At 60.6% G+C, this 17,302-nt stretch carries 9 protein-coding genes; 4 read left to right on the forward strand and 5 right to left on the reverse strand.

Translation table 11 applies throughout. From position 1 onward, the window contains the following. Positions 1-190: 190 nt before the first annotated feature. From HHL09_RS10405 to HHL09_RS10415, 3 genes are all read right to left on the reverse strand, one after another. Complete coding sequence (locus tag HHL09_RS10405) at positions 191-3,469, reverse strand: hypothetical protein (RefSeq protein WP_169452446.1); 3,279 nt, start codon at positions 3,467-3,469, stop codon at positions 191-193. Between the two features lie 95 nt (positions 3,470-3,564). Then, positions 3,565-5,535, reverse strand: coding sequence for a right-handed parallel beta-helix repeat-containing protein (locus HHL09_RS10410; protein ID WP_169454580.1), 1,971 nt, complete (start codon positions 5,533-5,535; stop codon positions 3,565-3,567). Positions 5,536-5,581: 46 nt separating this feature from the next. Further along, a complete protein-coding gene (locus tag HHL09_RS10415; protein WP_169454581.1) occupies positions 5,582-6,691 on the reverse strand; it encodes a hypothetical protein in 1,110 nt (369 codons plus the stop codon). Positions 6,692-6,925: 234 nt separating this feature from the next. Here HHL09_RS10415 and HHL09_RS10420 point away from each other — a divergent pair, with 234 nt between their 5' ends. After that, the gene (locus tag HHL09_RS10420; RefSeq protein ID WP_169454582.1) at positions 6,926-8,929 is read left to right on the forward strand and encodes an acetylxylan esterase family protein; all 2,004 of its coding nucleotides are present in this window, start codon (positions 6,926-6,928) and stop codon (positions 8,927-8,929) included. On the opposite strand, the gene HHL09_RS10425 is transcribed toward HHL09_RS10420, so the two are convergent. Continuing rightward, positions 8,926-9,372, reverse strand: coding sequence for a hypothetical protein (locus HHL09_RS10425; protein WP_169454583.1), 447 nt, complete (start codon positions 9,370-9,372; stop codon positions 8,926-8,928). The genes HHL09_RS10420 and HHL09_RS10425 overlap by 4 nt on opposite strands. Positions 9,373-9,509: 137 nt before the next feature. Here HHL09_RS10425 and HHL09_RS10430 point away from each other — a divergent pair, with 137 nt between their 5' ends. From HHL09_RS10430 to HHL09_RS10440, 3 genes are all read left to right on the forward strand, one after another. Further along, entirely contained in the window at positions 9,510-10,184 is a 675-nt protein-coding gene (locus HHL09_RS10430) for a GDSL-type esterase/lipase family protein (RefSeq protein WP_169454584.1), read from the forward strand. 128 nt (positions 10,185-10,312) lie between these two features. Further along, positions 10,313-10,759 (forward strand): carboxymuconolactone decarboxylase family protein, encoded by a 447-nt coding sequence (locus HHL09_RS10435; RefSeq protein WP_169454585.1) that lies wholly within the window; start codon positions 10,313-10,315, stop codon positions 10,757-10,759. Next, complete coding sequence (locus HHL09_RS10440; protein ID WP_169454586.1) at positions 10,759-11,610, forward strand: sigma-70 family RNA polymerase sigma factor; 852 nt, start codon at positions 10,759-10,761, stop codon at positions 11,608-11,610. Before HHL09_RS10435 ends, HHL09_RS10440 begins: the two co-directional genes overlap by 1 nt. Positions 11,611-11,720: 110 nt before the next feature. Here HHL09_RS10440 and HHL09_RS10445 read toward each other — a convergent pair whose 3' ends face one another. After that, positions 11,721-16,670, reverse strand: a complete 4,950-nt coding sequence (locus HHL09_RS10445) for a beta strand repeat-containing protein (RefSeq protein WP_169454587.1) — start codon at positions 16,668-16,670, stop codon at positions 11,721-11,723. Positions 16,671-17,302: the final 632 nt, after the last annotated feature.

Genomic DNA, 17,302 nt, shown 5'->3' on the forward strand with positions numbered 1-17,302 from the left:
CAAATTCTTACATGTTAGACATATCAACTGACGCAACTCCGACCTAGGTCCCATTCCGCAATTCTACGGATCAAGGGAAAAGGAGCTCCCGCGAGAAGGACTTGTTCCGGCATCTCATCGAAGAGTTACCCTGAAAGCCAGTCCATCCAACCGTGCTCCGATTACGAACGATCGGAGCCCGTTCTTATTTTCACAGCCTCTCTGCCCGGAGACGGAGGAAGCGCTTCGTTCCCGAGGGTGAGGAAGGATCCGCGAGCCGCACGACGATGGTTTCCGAGACTCCGTTGCCGTCATCGCTTGCAGAGACTTGGAGGACACTGGCACCGGCGGGAACCCAGGCTCCAAGGTTATCGGAAACTTCGACGACGTAGCGGATGTTTCCTGCGGTGTAATCGAGAGCACTGCCGCTTCCGCCTTTCGGCCGCGAGAAGGAAAGTCCGAGGTAGGTCTGGCCGCCGATTTCGAGCGCGAGGTTCTTCGGGAACTTTGTGCGGTCCGCGCTGTCCGGGTCGGTAGCGAAGGCGAGTTCGAGGAGGTTGGCGTGGCCATCGAGGTCATTGTCCACCTCATCATCGAGGACGCCGCCGAGATTCAGGCGACCCGGGGTGGCGCTACCGGTGCCGACGGCAGCGGTGAAGTCAAAGGACTTGGAGGGATCGAAGGCCACGGAGTCGCCGCTCGTTCCGGCGATGGTGCCACCGTACCACTTGGAACTATCACTCGCCACGAGATCGGCAAAGCGGCCTCCGCGGGAGAGATTGTCCGGGCGATAGCTTCCCTGCGACAGATCGGGGAGGCCGAAAGCGACATCTCCGAAGACGATGGAGTCCACAATCTCCGTCCAAGGGCTAAGGTCGAGGACGCCATCATTGGCCGTGTCCAGGTCCTGTCCCAAGCGACCGCTGAAGCCGCGCACGAGAAGCAGGGCGAGGCCATCGTTGCTGGAGAGCATATCGACATTCATTCCCACCGGATCGCCGGTGGAGGTGAGCGGGGACTTCACGCTGGCAAAGGGACCGCCTTCGGGTGAGGTGGCGTAGCCATCGCCCATGAGGATGAGGCCATTTCTGCCGGTGGCCAGCGAGTCGAGAGCCCAGATGCGGGAGATCTCGCCGACGTTTCCGAGGCCGTCTTCGCCCGCGCTGGTATCGATGGCGATCAGGGTGAGATCATTCAAGGACTGCTCCTTGATGCCGGTGGAAAGGAGTTCGACGTAATCGTAATTCAGGTCAGCGCCGGGTGGGTTGACGTTGGCTTCATTGATCACGACCAGGGAGGAAGAAGGAGCAGCGGAGTGATTTCCTTGTCCCGGGGTAACCGTTCCGATCCAAGGCCCGAAGGAGGAATCGTAGGTGAGGCTGCCTGCGTTGCTGCCTGCAATGGTACCGCCGTACCAGCCGTGCGGGTCGTTTCCGGAGCGGGAGATATTGTCCGCTGCCAAGCTTGCGGGGAATCCGGTGATCGAAGGATGAGAGAGAGGTCCGAAGGCAATGCCATCCGCGATCGTGAAGCCGAGGCCGGCGTCAATGGTGCCGTCGTTGTTCGCATCGAGATCCATTCCGACCGAGCCGCTGAAACCGGTAACAAGCAAAAGGGCGAAATCCTGATCCGGCAGATCTCCGCCCACAAAGCCAGGCGGCCCGCTTTCCACGGCGGTGTCTGCGCGGACAGCGCCTGTGGGGAAGATCGTGTTTGCCTGGCTTTCGAAGAGCTCTCCCATGAGGAGGAGACCATTCGGGCCGGTGGAGTAGTCGGCCAAGTCGTAGGTCTTTAGTACTTCACCACGATCTTCTGAAGCGGTGGAAACCAGCAGCATGGAGTATCCCTGAGCCGCCGCAATCCTATCGCCCGTGCTCTTCAGCTCAATGAACTCGGCGGCATTTCCCGGCGGGGCAAAGTTTACTTCATTCACGACCAGCGGTGCCGGGGCAGGAGCGGTACTGAGATTGGGACGACCGGGAGTGGCATGACCACGGAAGCCACCGAAGAATCCGCTACCGAAGCCGATGTGGAAGGGATTGTCGCCCGAATGGTGGCCGCCGTAGAAGGCCGCCGCGCTGTTCGCCGTGGTGTTGCCTGCCTTTCTGGAAAGATTGTCCGGCTGATAGCCCGGTTGACTCAAGTCCGCCACGGCATAGGTAGGCGTGGCTCCGGCGTAGCCGACGCTATCGACGATGCTGCTCCACGGCGTGGCATCCAGCGTGCCGTCATTATTGGTGTCGAGATCCTGCAGGGCGGAGCCGGTGAAATCCTTCACCAACAGGAGGGTGAATCCATTGTTGGTGCGGTCCGTGGTGCAGACTCCGCCTTCGCGAATGTAGATCTGGTTCCCGATGTCATTGGTGCCGAGCTTGATCTCATCCGGATCCGCGCTGCTGCCGATGTCCGAAAGCACCGTGGCCGGATCCACATGATCCCGCCATGGCGACAAGCCTTCATCGTAGTCCTCACCGATCAGTGCCAGTCCGTTCGAGCCGAACTCCACTGCGGACAGATCCCACGCCTCCACGATCACACCGAGCGATCGGTCCGTGAAACAGGTGGTATCGCTGCTGTTGTCGGTGTTGATCACGAGCAGGTGATAGCCGAGGCCGGTGGTGGCATCGCCGCCGATTTTCAGTAGTTCGACAAACTCGTAGTTTCCGTCCGATCCCGGTGGGTTCACGGCCACTTCATTGATGCGTATTTCCGCAGGCACCGGCGGAATATTCGGCGCGCCGGGAGTCGCCACCGGATTGATCTGCGATCCAAAACGCTTCAGCGGATCAAGCGAAACGGAGAGGCTGTTCGCGCCCGTGGTTTCGCCTCCGAACCAAGCCGTCTTCGCATTGGCGGTGATGTTTCCGGCGATGCGGGAGACATTGCCCGGCGAGTAGGTCGATTGGCTAAGATCGGCGATCTGACGGAAAGGTGTTTCGTCATCACTTCCCGCGATCAGATTTTCATTGAGGCCCACGGCATCGTGGAGGTTCGAGCGGATGCCGGCGTTGAGGTTCACATCGTCCGCACTGACATCGGTGACGCCCACGGTGCCGCCAAAGCCTTTCACCAACAGGATCGTCCAGGCGCGGTTGGGTTCAATCAGCCCGTCCTTCCCCGGCGGGATGGCAAGATTTCCGAGTGCCGTCCCCGGGGCAATGCGGCCCGCCCATGGGCCGCCACCGGTGCTCGCGTAGTTCAAGCCGAGGAGGAGAATCCCATTGGTGCCGGTGGCCATGCCATTCAGGTTCCAAACCCCGTCGACGCGGCCCATGTTCCCGCCATCGGTATCCAAGAGCAGCAGGAAAAACGTATCCGTGCTCTCCACACCTCCGGTGGTGCTGATGATCTCGATGTATTCGTAGCCATCGGTCCCCTGCACATCGGTGCCCGGAGGATTGGCGTGGACCTCGTTGATTCGCAGCGCGGCGGAAGCGATGGAAGCCCAGCAGAGGAAGGCAGCGTGAAGAAGAAGTGTCAGGGTTTTCATGCGGGGGTGGGCAGCGATTCTCTTTGGGAATCGGGGAGCCTCCCCGCAAAAGATTACGGTAACATTACGGCGCTCCTCTTTCTTGTGCCGAGCCGCTAGGGCGAGGCCCAATCCGCAGGGACTTCCTGAGCCAGCTTCTTCCAAGCACCATCGCCACGAACTCCAGCCTCGGAAGGATCGAAGGGCTTGAAGCCAATCTTCGCGGGGATGGATGCGTCATTGAAGCGAAAGCCGCCGTTTGCAGGATCGGCAAAGCCGGGATCGGCAATCACCGAGTGCTGATCGTGGCCTGTCTTCTGCCAGTCCGCGAACTTCATGCCGAAGCACTCGATCTCCCCGCCATCGCTGCGCCAGTAGAGGTTGTTATCGCACTCGATCTTCCCCTTCCCCCCTGCCCCGCCGTTCCAGAGCGGCCCCTTTTCCCAGAGGACGATGTTTCCAGTGAAGCGAAAAGAGAGATGCTCCTCGGCGCGGGAAAACTGGAGTTGCTGGTCCCGGGCAAAGGCGAAGATATTGTTCCGAATGATGTTCTCCTTTCCGTAGTGCTGGTGATAGCCGCCAGTGGTCGTACGATAGACGAGATTGTTCTCCAACAGGATGCCGGTGCTGCCTTCGTCATTGTAGAGACCCCAGCCGCCGTAATCGTAGGACATGACGTCATGGATGACGTTGCTCGCCAGGACGGTGCCTTCAGATGGGCCAAGCGTGTAGATGCCACCCATGTCGCTGAGCAGGCCATTCCCGATGTGATGGATGTGGTTGTGGGTGATCTTGTTTCCCTTCGCCTCGCTGGAATCGTAGCCCCAACGCCAGCCAACGGAGACACCGGTGTAAGGAAAATGGCTGATCTCATTGTGGCGCACGAGATTGTCCCCGCTATGGCCGATCCAAAGACCGACGGCGCAGGGAAAGGTCTTTCCGCCGTCCCGGATGATGCAGTCTTCCACCAGGTTCGCGCCCGTATTCCGGCCCTGTTCCATGTTTCCGATGCGGACTCCTCCGGCGCCGAGGTCATGAAGGTAACAGCGTGAGACGCGGATGTTCCGGCAAGCGTCCCGCATCCAGACACCATAGAGGCCGGTGTGTGCGACCTCGCAGTCCTCGATGGTGATGTCCGACGCGTGATCGATCTGGATCACGGCTTCGATCGGTGAGGCCGCCTGGCTGGGCTCAAAGCCGCCGGGCGGGGACGTCCAAGCTGCGTGTTGGAAAGAAATTCCGCGGATCTGGAGGTGCTGGACTGGATCTCCGGACTCTTTCCCGATCACGAGAAGCTTTTCAGAGAGAGGGGCGACGACTTCGGTGGTCGCGGGATCTTCACCGGGACGCGGCTTGTAGAGGAGCTTTCCTTCGGGTGAAAGGAACCATTCGCCGGGCTCATCGAGACCAGCTTCGAGGTTCTCGAAGACGATCCCGCTCTTCGTATCCCAGCGATTCCACGGCTTCATGGTGTGGCCACGGGTGATAAAGCGATTGCCTTCCACCTTTGCGATGGAGCGGCGGGTATTGTCCCACTTGTGATAGGCCAGCATCTGCACGCGTTCCAAGGCGGCGGGATGAAGGTTCTTCAGCCAGGCCATGGCATCGTCTCCCATTTCAACCGTCTGGGTGGCCATGTCGTCCGGATGCTTTTCTTCCTCCACGCCTTTCATGCGGAAGAAGCCCTGATCGGGCTCGCGGGAGCGGACACCCCGGCGGCCTCCGATCCAGAGCTGCTCGAAGGCCGGGCCTTCGGCCTTGGTTTCCCACAGGCCGTCGGGACGCATGGTAAACCCGGTGATTTTTCGCCCGCCGCTGATCACGGGCTTGGCCCCCTTCGCCGCTATGAGCCGGGAGGGTGCGTTGGGCAGGCCGGAATCGGAAGGGACGAATTCAAGTGGTTTCGAGAGGACGTACAGCCCGTCTCCAAGGACGATCTCGATCGGCTTGTCGGCCCTCCCCTTTCTCGCCTCGCGGGCGACGTTGAGGACATCCTGAAGATTGTCGCCCGGCTGGATCTCGAAGCGGAGAGCTTCGGGTTCGGCATAAGCGACCGCGGCGAGGAGAGGAAGGAAGCCGAGCTTCATTCCGGAGCATACCGACGGAGTGAAACCGCTTTGTCAGGTTGGCAACTTATTGTGAAGCGTTTTCGAAACCCTCGATCATCGCATCCAGCTTGGCTTTCTTTTCGCCTTGGATTCCCGGCTTGGCGGCTAGCTCGCGGAGCTGGTCGAGATTGTCCGGTCCCGCGTAGCGGGTGAGCAAGGTCCAGCACTGATCCCACATATAGCCGGAGGCACGGCTGCCCACCACCTTCACGGCGGCATCCGCGACGCGGGGCGCGAGTTCTTTCGAGACTCCCTGCTGCAGCCCCCAAGCGGCGCGGCCGCCGGTGTTATAGGAATCCGGATGAGCCAGCGCCTCGATGAGGCGATTCACGGTGTTCAAGCTCTTGTTGGCTTGAGTACTAAGAGAATAGTAAATCGCATCGTGCTCATATTCCTTCTGACGGCTGAGGGCGATGACCTCTTCTTCCAGTTCGGGGGACAGCTTCGCTCCCCAGATGCCGTTCATGGCACCACGCTTGGTTTCCGGCCTTTCGGAGCGGATCAAGTCCCGAACGATGGCTCCCGACTCTCCGGTGAGATCTCCTTTCTCCGCCACGAAAAGCAGATGGGAGGTCGATTCGCCGCAACCCTTCGTCTTCGCAACCTCGCGAAGGAGCTTGATGTCTTCGTCCTGAAGGCCGCACTGGATCATCCCATACCACGCGGCACGACGGATTGCCTCATTGTCCGATTGAAGATGGGGTTTCAACGCGTCACGGAAGAGAGCACGGTCAAAGGCAAGATCGTGTACGGCCGAAAGGCCCGATAGCCCCGCGAGAACTTCGTCCGGATCACTGCTGGCAAGCGCTTTCCGGAACGACTCGATGGCAGCCGTGCGCTTTGCTTCATCATCAAGCTGCAGGGCATCATCGATCAACGGCTTGATCCGGTTGTAGGCTTTCTGCCGGGCATCCATGTCCGCCTGCTGCTTCTCCAGATCCGTTCGGGCCTGCTGTGCCTTCTTTTGCTCGCGATCCCGTTTGGCAGCCGCCGCCCGCTCGTCGGGAACGACGTGCTTTCCGGGCGTGGCCGGAGCTTTGGTCGCGAGGCTTGAGGCAGCGTTCTCCGGCGTGTCCGGACGATTCCAAAAACGTCCCGTGACAAGACCGGCGCCGAAACAAAGAATTCCGAACAAGACTATCCTTGCCGATTTCATATCGGAACCATCTCAGGAGAGGCGTTATTCCGAGTCAATGTCACATGGGAGGAAATGTAGGCAAAACTTCCTACGCCCTGCCGGACATATCCTTGATTTACAGTTTCCCGCGATATCCCGGAACGCGTAGATATCCGACCTAACGCCACGAACTCCCTCTTGAAAAGCGATCCGGATTGATGGTTGTTCGGCGCTATGTATTTTATCCGGCTCATGACCAAGGAGCTCGTCTCAAAGGCCTTGGCGGGGATTTGCGCGGTCTATTCACTATCCGCAGCAGAGCTTCCCGGACCGTCCCAAGCGGCCGTGGACGCCGCGATCGCGGCACCCCTTATCAGTTTCAACCGCAGCTTCTCCGGCGGCGCTCATACCAACGGTGCGTTCTTCGGCGGCGCGTCAATCGCCCTCGCGGTGGCAGCCCATGGGGGGAATACCAGTGCCGACGGGAGGCTTCTGGAACAGATCCGCTGGACCCTGACCGCAGGCAAGGAGCCCACAGCCAACGGCGGCTATCCCGCCCAGCATGAGCGGCATGCCACCGGGATGTTCGTCATCGTCAAGAACACGCCGCGGATCTGGAACCAGCTCACCGCGACCGAGAAGACGCGCATCGATCTGATCATGAAGGCGACGCTGGTCGCGAATGCCTTCACCACCAGCGATAACAACCCTTACGTGAAGGCCAACACGCAAGAGTATGCGCTGGATGGCGACGACAACCTGAACCGCGATTGGAATCCGAACTATCGCGAAGGCATGATCGGCGGGGTCCTGACCGGTATGGCCTACTTCGGCACGGCCAATGCCAAAACGATCCTGGCGGACTACAACCATGCCTCCTTCGTCGCGGAACTCAATGCGAACGACCTGCCGAATATCTACGAGACCTTCAATTGGAAGACGGCGAACCCGACTTCGAAGGCCCCGTCTGGCAGCACGATCGAAGCCGCAGTAGACAGCTATAAGTACTACGGCAACTCCTTGGACAGCTACCTGAAGATCTACGAGGCACTGCTCAAGGATACCTACGGGCAGAAAGTGAATGCGGGGCTCAACGACGGTGCTGGGATCGGAGGTGCGGGCAAGATTGTTTCCGGAGCGGATACACTGCCGAACAAGGGCGTGACAGGGATGCTGAAGGAGTTCGATTCCTCCGATGCGAACGGCAAGCGTAGCTCTTTCATCTATGCCTTCGACGGCTACCGCCCGCATATGACGAACCAGCTCTCGCTGATCGTGGCCGGCTATTGGGATCCTTCTTCGACCACGGCGATACTGGCTGTGAGCCGGATGAACATCGGCAACACGGACCTGTGGTACAAGGCGGAGAAGGGCTACATCGGCTACGCCAAGGGCAAGGCCCAGGCGCTCGTCGATTATCCATCTTACGGCGGAAGCCGGGGCTTCGCCTACAACCGCTCACTCTGGGATGACGTGTTGAAGCCCTTCCACGGTCTGCCAGGCGGCAGCGAGCCGCCGCCCGACCCACCGGCCTTCTCCGGTGGTGCCCGGATCGAGATCACCGCCGCTACGAACGTGCGGGCGGAAGCTTCAGCGAATGCCCCCCTGGTCTCGAATGCCGCGGATGGTGCCTTCGGCTCCATCATGTCCGGACCCACGAGCGCGGACGGGATCGAGTGGTGGCAGGTGTATTTTGACAATGGCGCCACGGGCTGGATCGACGGGGCGGACTTCGCGGGAGCTCCTGCCAGCGAATATATGGCGACCACCGGTGCCGCGTGGCTGAACAAGGCAATCGCGGCGCAGACCGGAACCTTCACGATTTCCTTCAACATGCGCCCCAGCGCCACAAACATCGACGCCTTCACCGGACTGTCCTCCACCAGTGCCTCCGCTTTCGGCGGTGTCGCCGCAGTGGTGCGATTTGCTCCGACGGGCGTGGTGGATGCCCGCAACGGTGGCTCTTACCAGGCAGCCAATGAGCTCCCCTATCAAGCGGGGGTCGTCTACAAGGTGCAAATGACGATCAACGTGGCCGCACGCACTTACTCCGCGACGGTCACCCCACCGGGGAGCGCTGCGGTGGTGATCGCCAACAACTATGCCTTCCGTAGCGAGCAAGCCTCGGCAACCTCGCTCGCAAATATTGCCGCGTATGCGCAAGTGGGCTCACACGTCACTTCAGCGATCGTGCTGCAGGGGGGCGGCATGCCACCTTCGGCACCGACCGGATTACGGGTGATCGAGAGGCCTTAACCCGGGTAAGGGGGCGGCAGCTTTTCTGCCCTTGGCCTCTCCAGCCAGAAACCGATCAAGGAGATCGGAAAGAGGATCGAGAGAGAGGTCATTGCCCACGTCGCGAAACCATTGCCGCTACTGCTACCCCCCGCCATCGGCCAGAAGGCATTCCAAGGTTGGTAGATGAACATGAGCAGAAGATAGCTGGCCGGGAGCGACCAGAGGATAAATCCGGCCATCCTTGGCAAAGGCGTGAGGAGCGCGAGGTAGGTGATACCAATCGTGAAATATCCGCTGATCCAGACCAGCATCAGCAAGGAGGGAGCGAAGCCTCCTCCCGACTTGAAGAGCCCTGCCAGCGCGATCAAGAAGCCTAACGCGGCATAAGGGATCAGAATAACGGTCGGAAGGAGCACGATCAATGCGGCCGCGCTCAAAATCTGCCTGGCAAACAGCCTCATGCCGAGAACTACCCCCACGCTCCCCCTGCTTAATACAAGTGACTTAGCTTCACGAATTCTTCATCGTGGCTGGTTGGATGAAGATTTACTGACACGCGATGCAGAAGAAGCGAGCCTAGGGTCACCGTATGCGCCACGTGTTCAAACGACTTCTCTTCACCCTTCTGGTGGCCCTTTCCGGCCCGCTCTTTGCAGCCCCGGATCCTAGCCCCGAGCGTTTTGCCAAGGAGATCGAGGCCTTCGACGCCGCCGATACCAAGTCGCCGCCGGAGAAAGGCGGGATCGTCTTCACCGGCAGCTCCAGCATCAGGCTTCTCAACATTCCGAAATACTTCCCGGACAGCAAAGCGCTGAACCGCGGCTTCGGCGGCAGCCATATTTCGGAAGTGAATCACTACCTCGATCGCTGCGTGCTGCGCTATGAGCCTTCGCTTGTCGTCTTCTACTGCGGCGGGAATGACCTGTGGGACAAGAAAACCCCGGAGCAGGTGGAGGAGGATTTCACCGAATTCCGCACCCGCCTCTTCGAAAAGCTGCCGGAGACGAAACTCATCGTCCTGGCGGTGCGCCCGAGCCCGTCCCGCTTTTCGATCATCCAGACGGAAGCGGATCTGAACGAGCGCTTCCGCAAAGCGGCGGAAGCGGACAAGCGGATCACCTACGTCGCCGGGTCCTGCGACCGTTACCTGGACAAGGACGGCAAGCCAATCCGGAACCTTTTCGTGGAGGACGGCCTGCACATGAGTGAGGCGGGCTACGAGATCTGGAAGGAGATCCTGACGCCCTTGCTGAAGGTTCCTGCGGCGAAATAAGCCCCTTCACGAGCGCAAACAAATGATTCCCAAGCGTCTTTCCAGCGCTTGGGATTTTTTTTGCCCCCGCGTGTCACGTTCCGGGGGGCTATCTCGTTCATCCTAGTGCGCCGGTGGCGCATCATGACATGCAACAACGATTCGATTACTACAAAGCCGATCCTCCCTCGATCCAAGCCATGCTGGCGCTCGAGAAGCACGTCTCCAGCACGACGCTGGACTTCGGCCTGCGGGAGCTGATCAAGCTCCGGGCCTCGCAGATCAATGGCTGTGCCTACTGCGTGGACATGCACTCGAAGGATCTCCTCAAGCACGGCGAGACCCAGCAGCGCCTGAACGTCCTCTGCGTGTGGAAGGAATCCCCCGCCTTCACCGAGAAGGAGCGCGCGGCCCTGGCGTGGACCGAATCCGTGACCCTTCTTTCCCAGACGGGCGTCCCGGACGACGTGTATGAGGAATTCGCCAAGCACTTCACGGAGCAGGAAAGGCTGCAGATCACACTGCTGATCGGTGCGATCAACATCTGGAATCGCTTGGCCGTTTCCTTCCGCGCGGTGCATCCTATGGGCGCCTGATGGACCCCTGCACCGCCATTTTTGAGGAGCACCGTCCGTTCCTCCGCTCACTGGGCTACCGCATGCTGGGCACCTTGGCCGACGCCGAGGACATCGTGCAGGAAACCTGGCTGCGATGGGCGGCGGTGCCACCGAACGAGATCGAGGCACCGCGAGCCTTCCTCTCCAAAGTCACCGCGCGCCTGTGCCTGGATCACCTCAAATCGGCACGGGTGAAGCGCGAGACTTACGTGGGCGAATGGCTGCCCGAGCCGGTGGCGGAGGAAACGGACGAAGTCACGGGCGAAGACGTCTCCTACGCGGTGATGATCGCCATGGAGCGGCTCACCCCGCTTGAACGCGCTGCTTTCCTGCTCCACGACATCTTCGGCCAATCCTTCGAGGAGATCGGCGAGCTCCTGGCAAGGCCGGCTGCCACCTGCCGCCAGCTTGCCTCGAGAGCGCGGCGCCATCTCCGTTCCCAAGCTCCGCGCCATCCGGTGGAAGCGGGCGAAGGACGGAGACTCGCGGCGGCTTTCCTTCAAGCGGCCCGGAGTGGTGATCTGGAAGGCTTGAAGCAACTCCTGCATTCCGACGCGGTGCTACTCAATGATGGAGGCGGCATCGTCAGAGCCGCGATCCGGCCGATTTACGGCAGCGATCGGATCGCGCGGATGTTCGAAAGCCTCACACGCCGAAAGATCCCGCCCGACGAGACCCGCGAGGTGCGCTTCAATGGCTTGGAAGGCTTCATGTACCTCAGCGACGGGAAGGCCACCGATGTGATCCTCTTTGACCCATGGGATGGAAAGATCGGCCGGATGTATGATGTCCGGAATCCTGAGAAGCTGGCGCGATTTGCGTCGAAGTGAGACGTGGCCTGGCCGAGGCCACCCGGGCAACTTTGTCCAACCGATGGAAAAAAGCCCTCCGCCGGATGAACCAGCGGAGGGCTTGGAATCGATGATCGCTTGCAGCCGGATCAGTTCGCCGCGGTGAAGCGGACAAAGATCTTCGTATTCGCCGCTCTCGGGATCGTCACCTTCACGTCGTCGCTGTTGGCGCCGTTTTCGATGATGGCGACATTTCCTGCGCTCGATCCGGGAATCGGGATGTCAGTCCAGCTCTCGAGGTCGGTGCTCCATTGGACGATCTGGGTGGTATCGCCCTCCGAGTCGTCGCTGCGCTTGAAGCTGAACTCGACATTCGATCCGGTGACCAGCTGGGTCGGTGCAATCGCGGTCGAGCTCTCGCCAGGGTTTCCGCCGAGGATGTATTCGAGGAGATTGACGAAGCCGTCATTATCCGGATCGCCACCCGCGGTGGTGTCAGAGAGACCCGGGAATCCGCCAATCCATTCGGTGAAGCCGGTAGCCACGCCGATGAGGATCAACTTTGCATTCTCATCGTAGATCACGCTCAGGCCGGTCGGGAGTCCGGTGACGGTGGCAAAGGATCCCGTTCGCGTGCCAGTCCAGCTACCGATCACATAGCTGGTCTCGGTCGCAGGGGTGACCTGCGAAAGATTCAGCGTCGCGCCGGAGAGGTTGATGTTGCCATTCACCTCGAGCAGGTCGGAAGCAATGCCATCAATCTCACAGGCATAGGTGCCGGTGAGCGTGAGGGCTCCGGTGCGGATCTGGCCGATGCCGGGTCCCGGGGCCACCGTACCCGCAATGGTGGTAGCTCCCGTGGCGGTGCCATTTCCATTCAGCGTGGCTCCCGCAGCGATCGTCACGGCGCCCGTGCCGGTGGCACTGCCATTGAGAGCGTTCGAGATCGTCAGCGTGCCTTCGGTCACATTCGTGCCGCCAGAGTAGCTATTGGGAGCGACGAGTTCCAAGGTTCCCGCGCCGGTCTTGGTCAGCAGCCCATTGTCGGAATCGCTATTCTCCACTTCCGCGGTGATGACCAGGTCGGGATTCGCGTTTCCAGTGACATTGGCGATCGCAAAGGTCCGGTTGCCGGGAAGGGCGATGCCTTGGTTGGCCGTGGTCTCCGAGGATTGGATGATGGAAGGTGCGCTGCCGCCGACGGTGAGAGTGCCATTCAACTGCATGGACTCGTTGTTGTAGGCAGCTCCGGTGCCGGAATAGGTCATATCCACGGTGCCGCCGTTCAGCGTCAGGTTCCCAAGGTGGGCGTGGCTATTTGCGGCGGTAGCGACGGGGCTGAAGCCCGTCACGAGGCGCAGGGTGCCACCGGCATTCACCGTCACGTTGGGTGAGTTGGCGGCATTTGGCATCGCGTTGACACCGCGCACCTCGAAGGTGCCGGTATTGTTCACGGTGATAAGACCGCCTGCGACCTGGCGATTCCCCGGTCCGTTTCCGTCCACGATGACGCGCCCGCCATTCACGACGGTGCCGCCGGAATAGGTCATGGCGGCATTCAGGTTCAGGTCACCCGTGCCGGTCTTGGTCAGCGACGCTCCGCCACCGATGCTACCTGCACCGGTGAAGGTGTAGGGCACGGTGGTCGAGTTGTTGACCGTGACGGAGGCCGGGGTCAATGCCGCGGTGATGGTGACGGTGCCATTCGCGGTGCCTGCGGCATCGGTGAAGTTCACCGCATCGCCCTGATAGTAGGGGCTGGGCGACGCACCATCGAGCCAGTTGGATGTCGTGGCGACATCCCAAGTAAGACCGCCGGTACCGCTCCAGGTGACAGCCTTGGAGCCGAGATTCAAGGTCAGCCCCGTGGCGCCGACGTTGAAGACGGCCTGACGGAAGTTCGCGGAATTCGCCAAGACGAAGTTTGCCGGGGTCGCCGTGGTGGACGCATAGTTCATCAGGGGGATCGAGCCACCCGGCGTCAGCCCCGGAGCGGGAGTGACGGTGACCGTGGTCGTGCCATTGAAGGTCGCCGCGCCCGCCGTGGTGAGCGTGCCGGGCAGACCGAGGTTCACGCCCAAATTCGTCGCGCCGGCCGCAAAGGTCACCGGACCGGTGATGCTGCCGTTTCCACTCAAGGTGGACCCGGCCCCGACATTGACTGCCGAGCTCGCCAGGCTGCCGCGCAGATTAAGCGTGGCTGCCGTGAGGGTGGTGGTGCCGGTGTAGGTATTCGTACCGGACAGAGTCAGGTTCGAAGAGCCGCCCGTGACACCGATTTCCAAATTCCGGGCGCCGCCGCTTTCCCCGATGTTTCCGGAGATCGTGCCGGTGCTTCCCTGGGTCGTGAGGCGGGTATCCCCTGCCAGCGTGACCGGACCTGAGACCGTGCCGCCCCCGAAACGTATCGCGCCGTATTGCACGGGAACATCGACGGTTCCTTCAAGCCAGCCGTTTCCGGAAAGCGTGAAGGCATTGGCATGCGTTCCCGCAGTCACCCAGAACTGGCCATTCGTGCCGGTGGAGAGAGCCGCCGTGCCGATGTCGTTCACGTTGTCGATTCCCACGCGGGTGTTGCTCGCTTGGATGGCTCCGCTGAAGCCGCTGTTGTTACCGGTGAGCGTGTAGCTCGATTGCAACAAGGTGCCGGTACCGCTGAAGGACAGGGTACCTGTGCCGCTGATCGGGTTGGCGATCGCGGGCATCGGGTTGTCGCTCCGGAGGTAGTTGAGCGTTCCTCCCGTCTGGATGACGACGGGTCCGCTGCCGAGGTTTCCTGTATTGCTGCCGCTGCCGATCTGCAGCGTGCCTTCGGCGATGGTGGTGGTGCCGGTTACCGTGCTGTTACCGGTAAGGGTAACGGTGTTCGCGGTGCTCTTTGTCACAGCGCCGGCACCTGAGAGGACACCCGAGATCGTCCCTTGCTGGAGATCCGAGGTACCGCTGACCGGCAGTGTTCCATTTGCCAGGGTGGCACCGCCCGAAAGCGTGAACTTCGGCTGGGCCGGCAAGGTCTTGCCGCCCAGATCGAAGGTCCCGCCCGACACCGAGATCTCACCGACCATGCCGTAGGTCAGGTTTCCGCCAAGAATGAGGCTGGACGAGCCGGTCTTCACGAGTGAGCCCACGCCGAGAAGCTGGCCTCCCCCTGCCGTCGCGGCGGTAAGGGTGTAGTCACCATTTGAATTGGCAGCCGTGAGAGAAGACGGGGCCAAGCCTCCGGCGAGATTAATGGTCTTCGCCGAGCCAGCCGCAACGCTGTCATTGAAGATGACGGAGTCGAAGGCCTTGAAAACGTCATTCGATCCACCGTTGTCGAAATTGGCAGTCGCATTCAGATCCCAAGTGCCAGTCGCCGCACCGGCACCGCTGGCATTGTTCCAAACGAGGCCGGCACCCGTACCGGTGAGGGTAAGTTGCAGCTTGTTGCCATTTACCGCCACGGTTCCGGTGGCACGGCTGCTGCCATAGGGTCCATTGAAGGAGACAACGGGCGTGCCGCTGCCGGTGATGCTACCCGCGGTGACCAGATCATACACGCCATTCACCACACCGGCTCCCAGAGTGGGGGCGATGTTGATCGTGCCGCTCGTGAGATCGAGCGCTCCGGTCACGGTCGTGGTGACACCGGGTGCGGCGATCAAGCCCAAGGTGGAGCCACCCGCAGCAGAAAGCGACGCGAGGGTTCTACCACCGGCGTCCGTGCGGAAGGTTGCACCGCTTGCCACACTCACGGGCGAGGTGGCCAGCGTGCCGGTCAACCCGAGGGCCAGCGTTCCCTCATTCACATTTGTAGGCCCGGTGAAGGTACTAGCGGGTCCATTCATCAGCATGGTGCCTGCACCGAGCTTGTTGATCCCGACACCTTCGCCCCCGGAACCCATGCCGATGTTGGCATTCACCACCAGATCGTAAACCGCGGCGCCATCGGCGGTGGTGAAGGGTACAAGGTTATCCGGATTGCTATCGCGCATCCACAAGCTTCCGTTGATGGTGGAAGAGGTTGGCGAGGCGAGGGTATTGATGGCAGAGCCTCCGCCCAGCGAGAAGCGCCCTGTCCCTGTGGTCTGGAGCGTGCCGCCGTTGGAGAAATTGTAAGCGAGGCCCCAGCCATTGTCACCGTTGGCTGTGTGATCCACGGTGGCACCGTTGATGTTCAGGTTGTTCACCTTCGCACCTGCGTTGTAGCCCAGCGCATTGGTAAAGCCGAGGGTCAGCAGGCCGGGGCTATTCACCGTGAGGTCTCCCCGGATCACCCCGGTGCCGCCCTTGTCGGTGGCGACATTGTTCCCGAGCTGCAGCCTCGCCGCCGTCACTGTCGTGTTGCCGGTGTAGGTGTTCGAATTGGTGAGAATCACATTCGAATCCACAGCCCCGCCTCCTTCGGCAGGCCGGGCGATCGTTACCCCTCCGTCCCCGGAAATGACTCCGGTCAAGGTGAGGTTCTTGCCATTCCATTTGCTCCGCAGCGTCGCTCCGCCAGCACCCACCGCCACCGTCCCGGAGAGCGTGTGATTGCCGTCTTCGTTGAGGATATTGCCGCCATCGATGGAAAGATTGTTCGCGATGGTAAAGGCGGTGGAATTCTGGATCCAGAGCTTGAGCGTTCCCCCTGAATTGATGGTCGCCTGACCGGTGCCAAGTGCGCTGACCGTGCTGGTATTCGCTCCGGTGCCGCCGGTGCCAATCGCCAGGATACCGCCGTTGATGGTGGTGCCACCGCTGAAGGTGTTGGCCACGGTGTTGGAGAGGGTAAGTGTTCCCGTTCCATTTTTGGTCAAGGTCCCGGTGCCACCCAGGACACCGGTGCCATCCAGCACCCATGACCCGTTATTGTTCACGGCCGTCGAGGCAGGAGCTACCGTGCCTGCAAGCGTGATGGTTTCACCGGTGGCGGCGTCGAGAATGGCGGCATTGGCATCGGCCCACGGAGAAAGAGTGGTACCGGCATCGACGAACCAGTTGGTGTCACCGGCAGCGGTACTCCAGTTGTTGGTGGTACCGGTCGTTTGCCAGGTGTAGTTGGCGGCGAGGGAGGAGCCGACGGAGGTGGCGACAACGGTCGCAGCAGCAAGAGCGCCCAGACGGGCGCGTGTCATTTGGGATTTCATGGGGTCTTGGGTCCCGGAACTCAATCAAGGAGAGTTCTCAGGGCCCCAGACTCGCCTCATAGTACTTTTCTGCGAGTGGAAAGTGACAACATCTCGAATATTTCACATTCGATAGACACAAATAGGACGCAAAATCGGCAATTAAATGCCTAAAAAAACATCCATAACTTCATCATTACGTGATGATTAAATCGAATTCTATCCGATCAACCGCTCAAACAGGGAAAATATGTATGATAACCACCCGGTTTCCCTTGAAACTACCACTATGGGTGGGAGACACCTATCCCGGCGACCCTCCAAGAAATTTCCGTTTTCACCTATCAGTTCGGTCTTTTCGGCACAACAGCTCCGGGCCCCTCGACCTGCTCTGAAGACCTCCCCTGCCCGGTACTCTTGCCCATGGCAGCGGGCTGGAGCGGGCGACCAAGCGAGGCCGCTTGGTAACCATGGAGGCGATTTGAAGCGGCAAGGCGCTCGCGCGCTGTTGCAAATTTATTCCCGATTTCGTATGAAATTTTCAGTGCGTTCACATCAGCGGCAAAGCGAGATTCGCTCCTCCTGACCAGTCGCCCTCCAACTTGTTAGGCCACCGGGAATTCCGGGAAAAACAGCGCCCG

It is taken from the genome of Luteolibacter luteus, from assembly GCF_012913485.1.
Lineage (GTDB): Bacteria > Verrucomicrobiota > Verrucomicrobiia > Verrucomicrobiales > Akkermansiaceae > Haloferula > Haloferula lutea.

Excerpts from the sequence above, each read along its gene's own strand:
- HHL09_RS10410 (WP_169454580.1), bottom strand. The coding sequence starts at position 5,535 with ATGAAGCTCGGCTTCCTTCCTCTCCTCGCCGCGGTCGCTTATGCCGAA.
- HHL09_RS10445 (WP_169454587.1), bottom strand. The coding sequence starts at position 16,670 with ATGACACGCGCCCGTCTGGGCGCTCTTGCTGCTGCGACCGTTGTCGCC.
- HHL09_RS10405 (WP_169452446.1), bottom strand. The coding sequence starts at position 3,469 with ATGAAAACCCTGACACTTCTTCTTCACGCTGCCTTCCTCTGCTGGGCT.
- HHL09_RS10425 (WP_169454583.1), bottom strand. The coding sequence starts at position 9,372 with ATGAGGCTGTTTGCCAGGCAGATTTTGAGCGCGGCCGCATTGATCGTG.
- HHL09_RS10420 (WP_169454582.1), top strand. The coding sequence starts at position 6,926 with ATGACCAAGGAGCTCGTCTCAAAGGCCTTGGCGGGGATTTGCGCGGTC.
- HHL09_RS10435 (WP_169454585.1), top strand. The coding sequence starts at position 10,313 with ATGCAACAACGATTCGATTACTACAAAGCCGATCCTCCCTCGATCCAA.
- HHL09_RS10440 (WP_169454586.1), top strand. The coding sequence starts at position 10,759 with ATGGACCCCTGCACCGCCATTTTTGAGGAGCACCGTCCGTTCCTCCGC.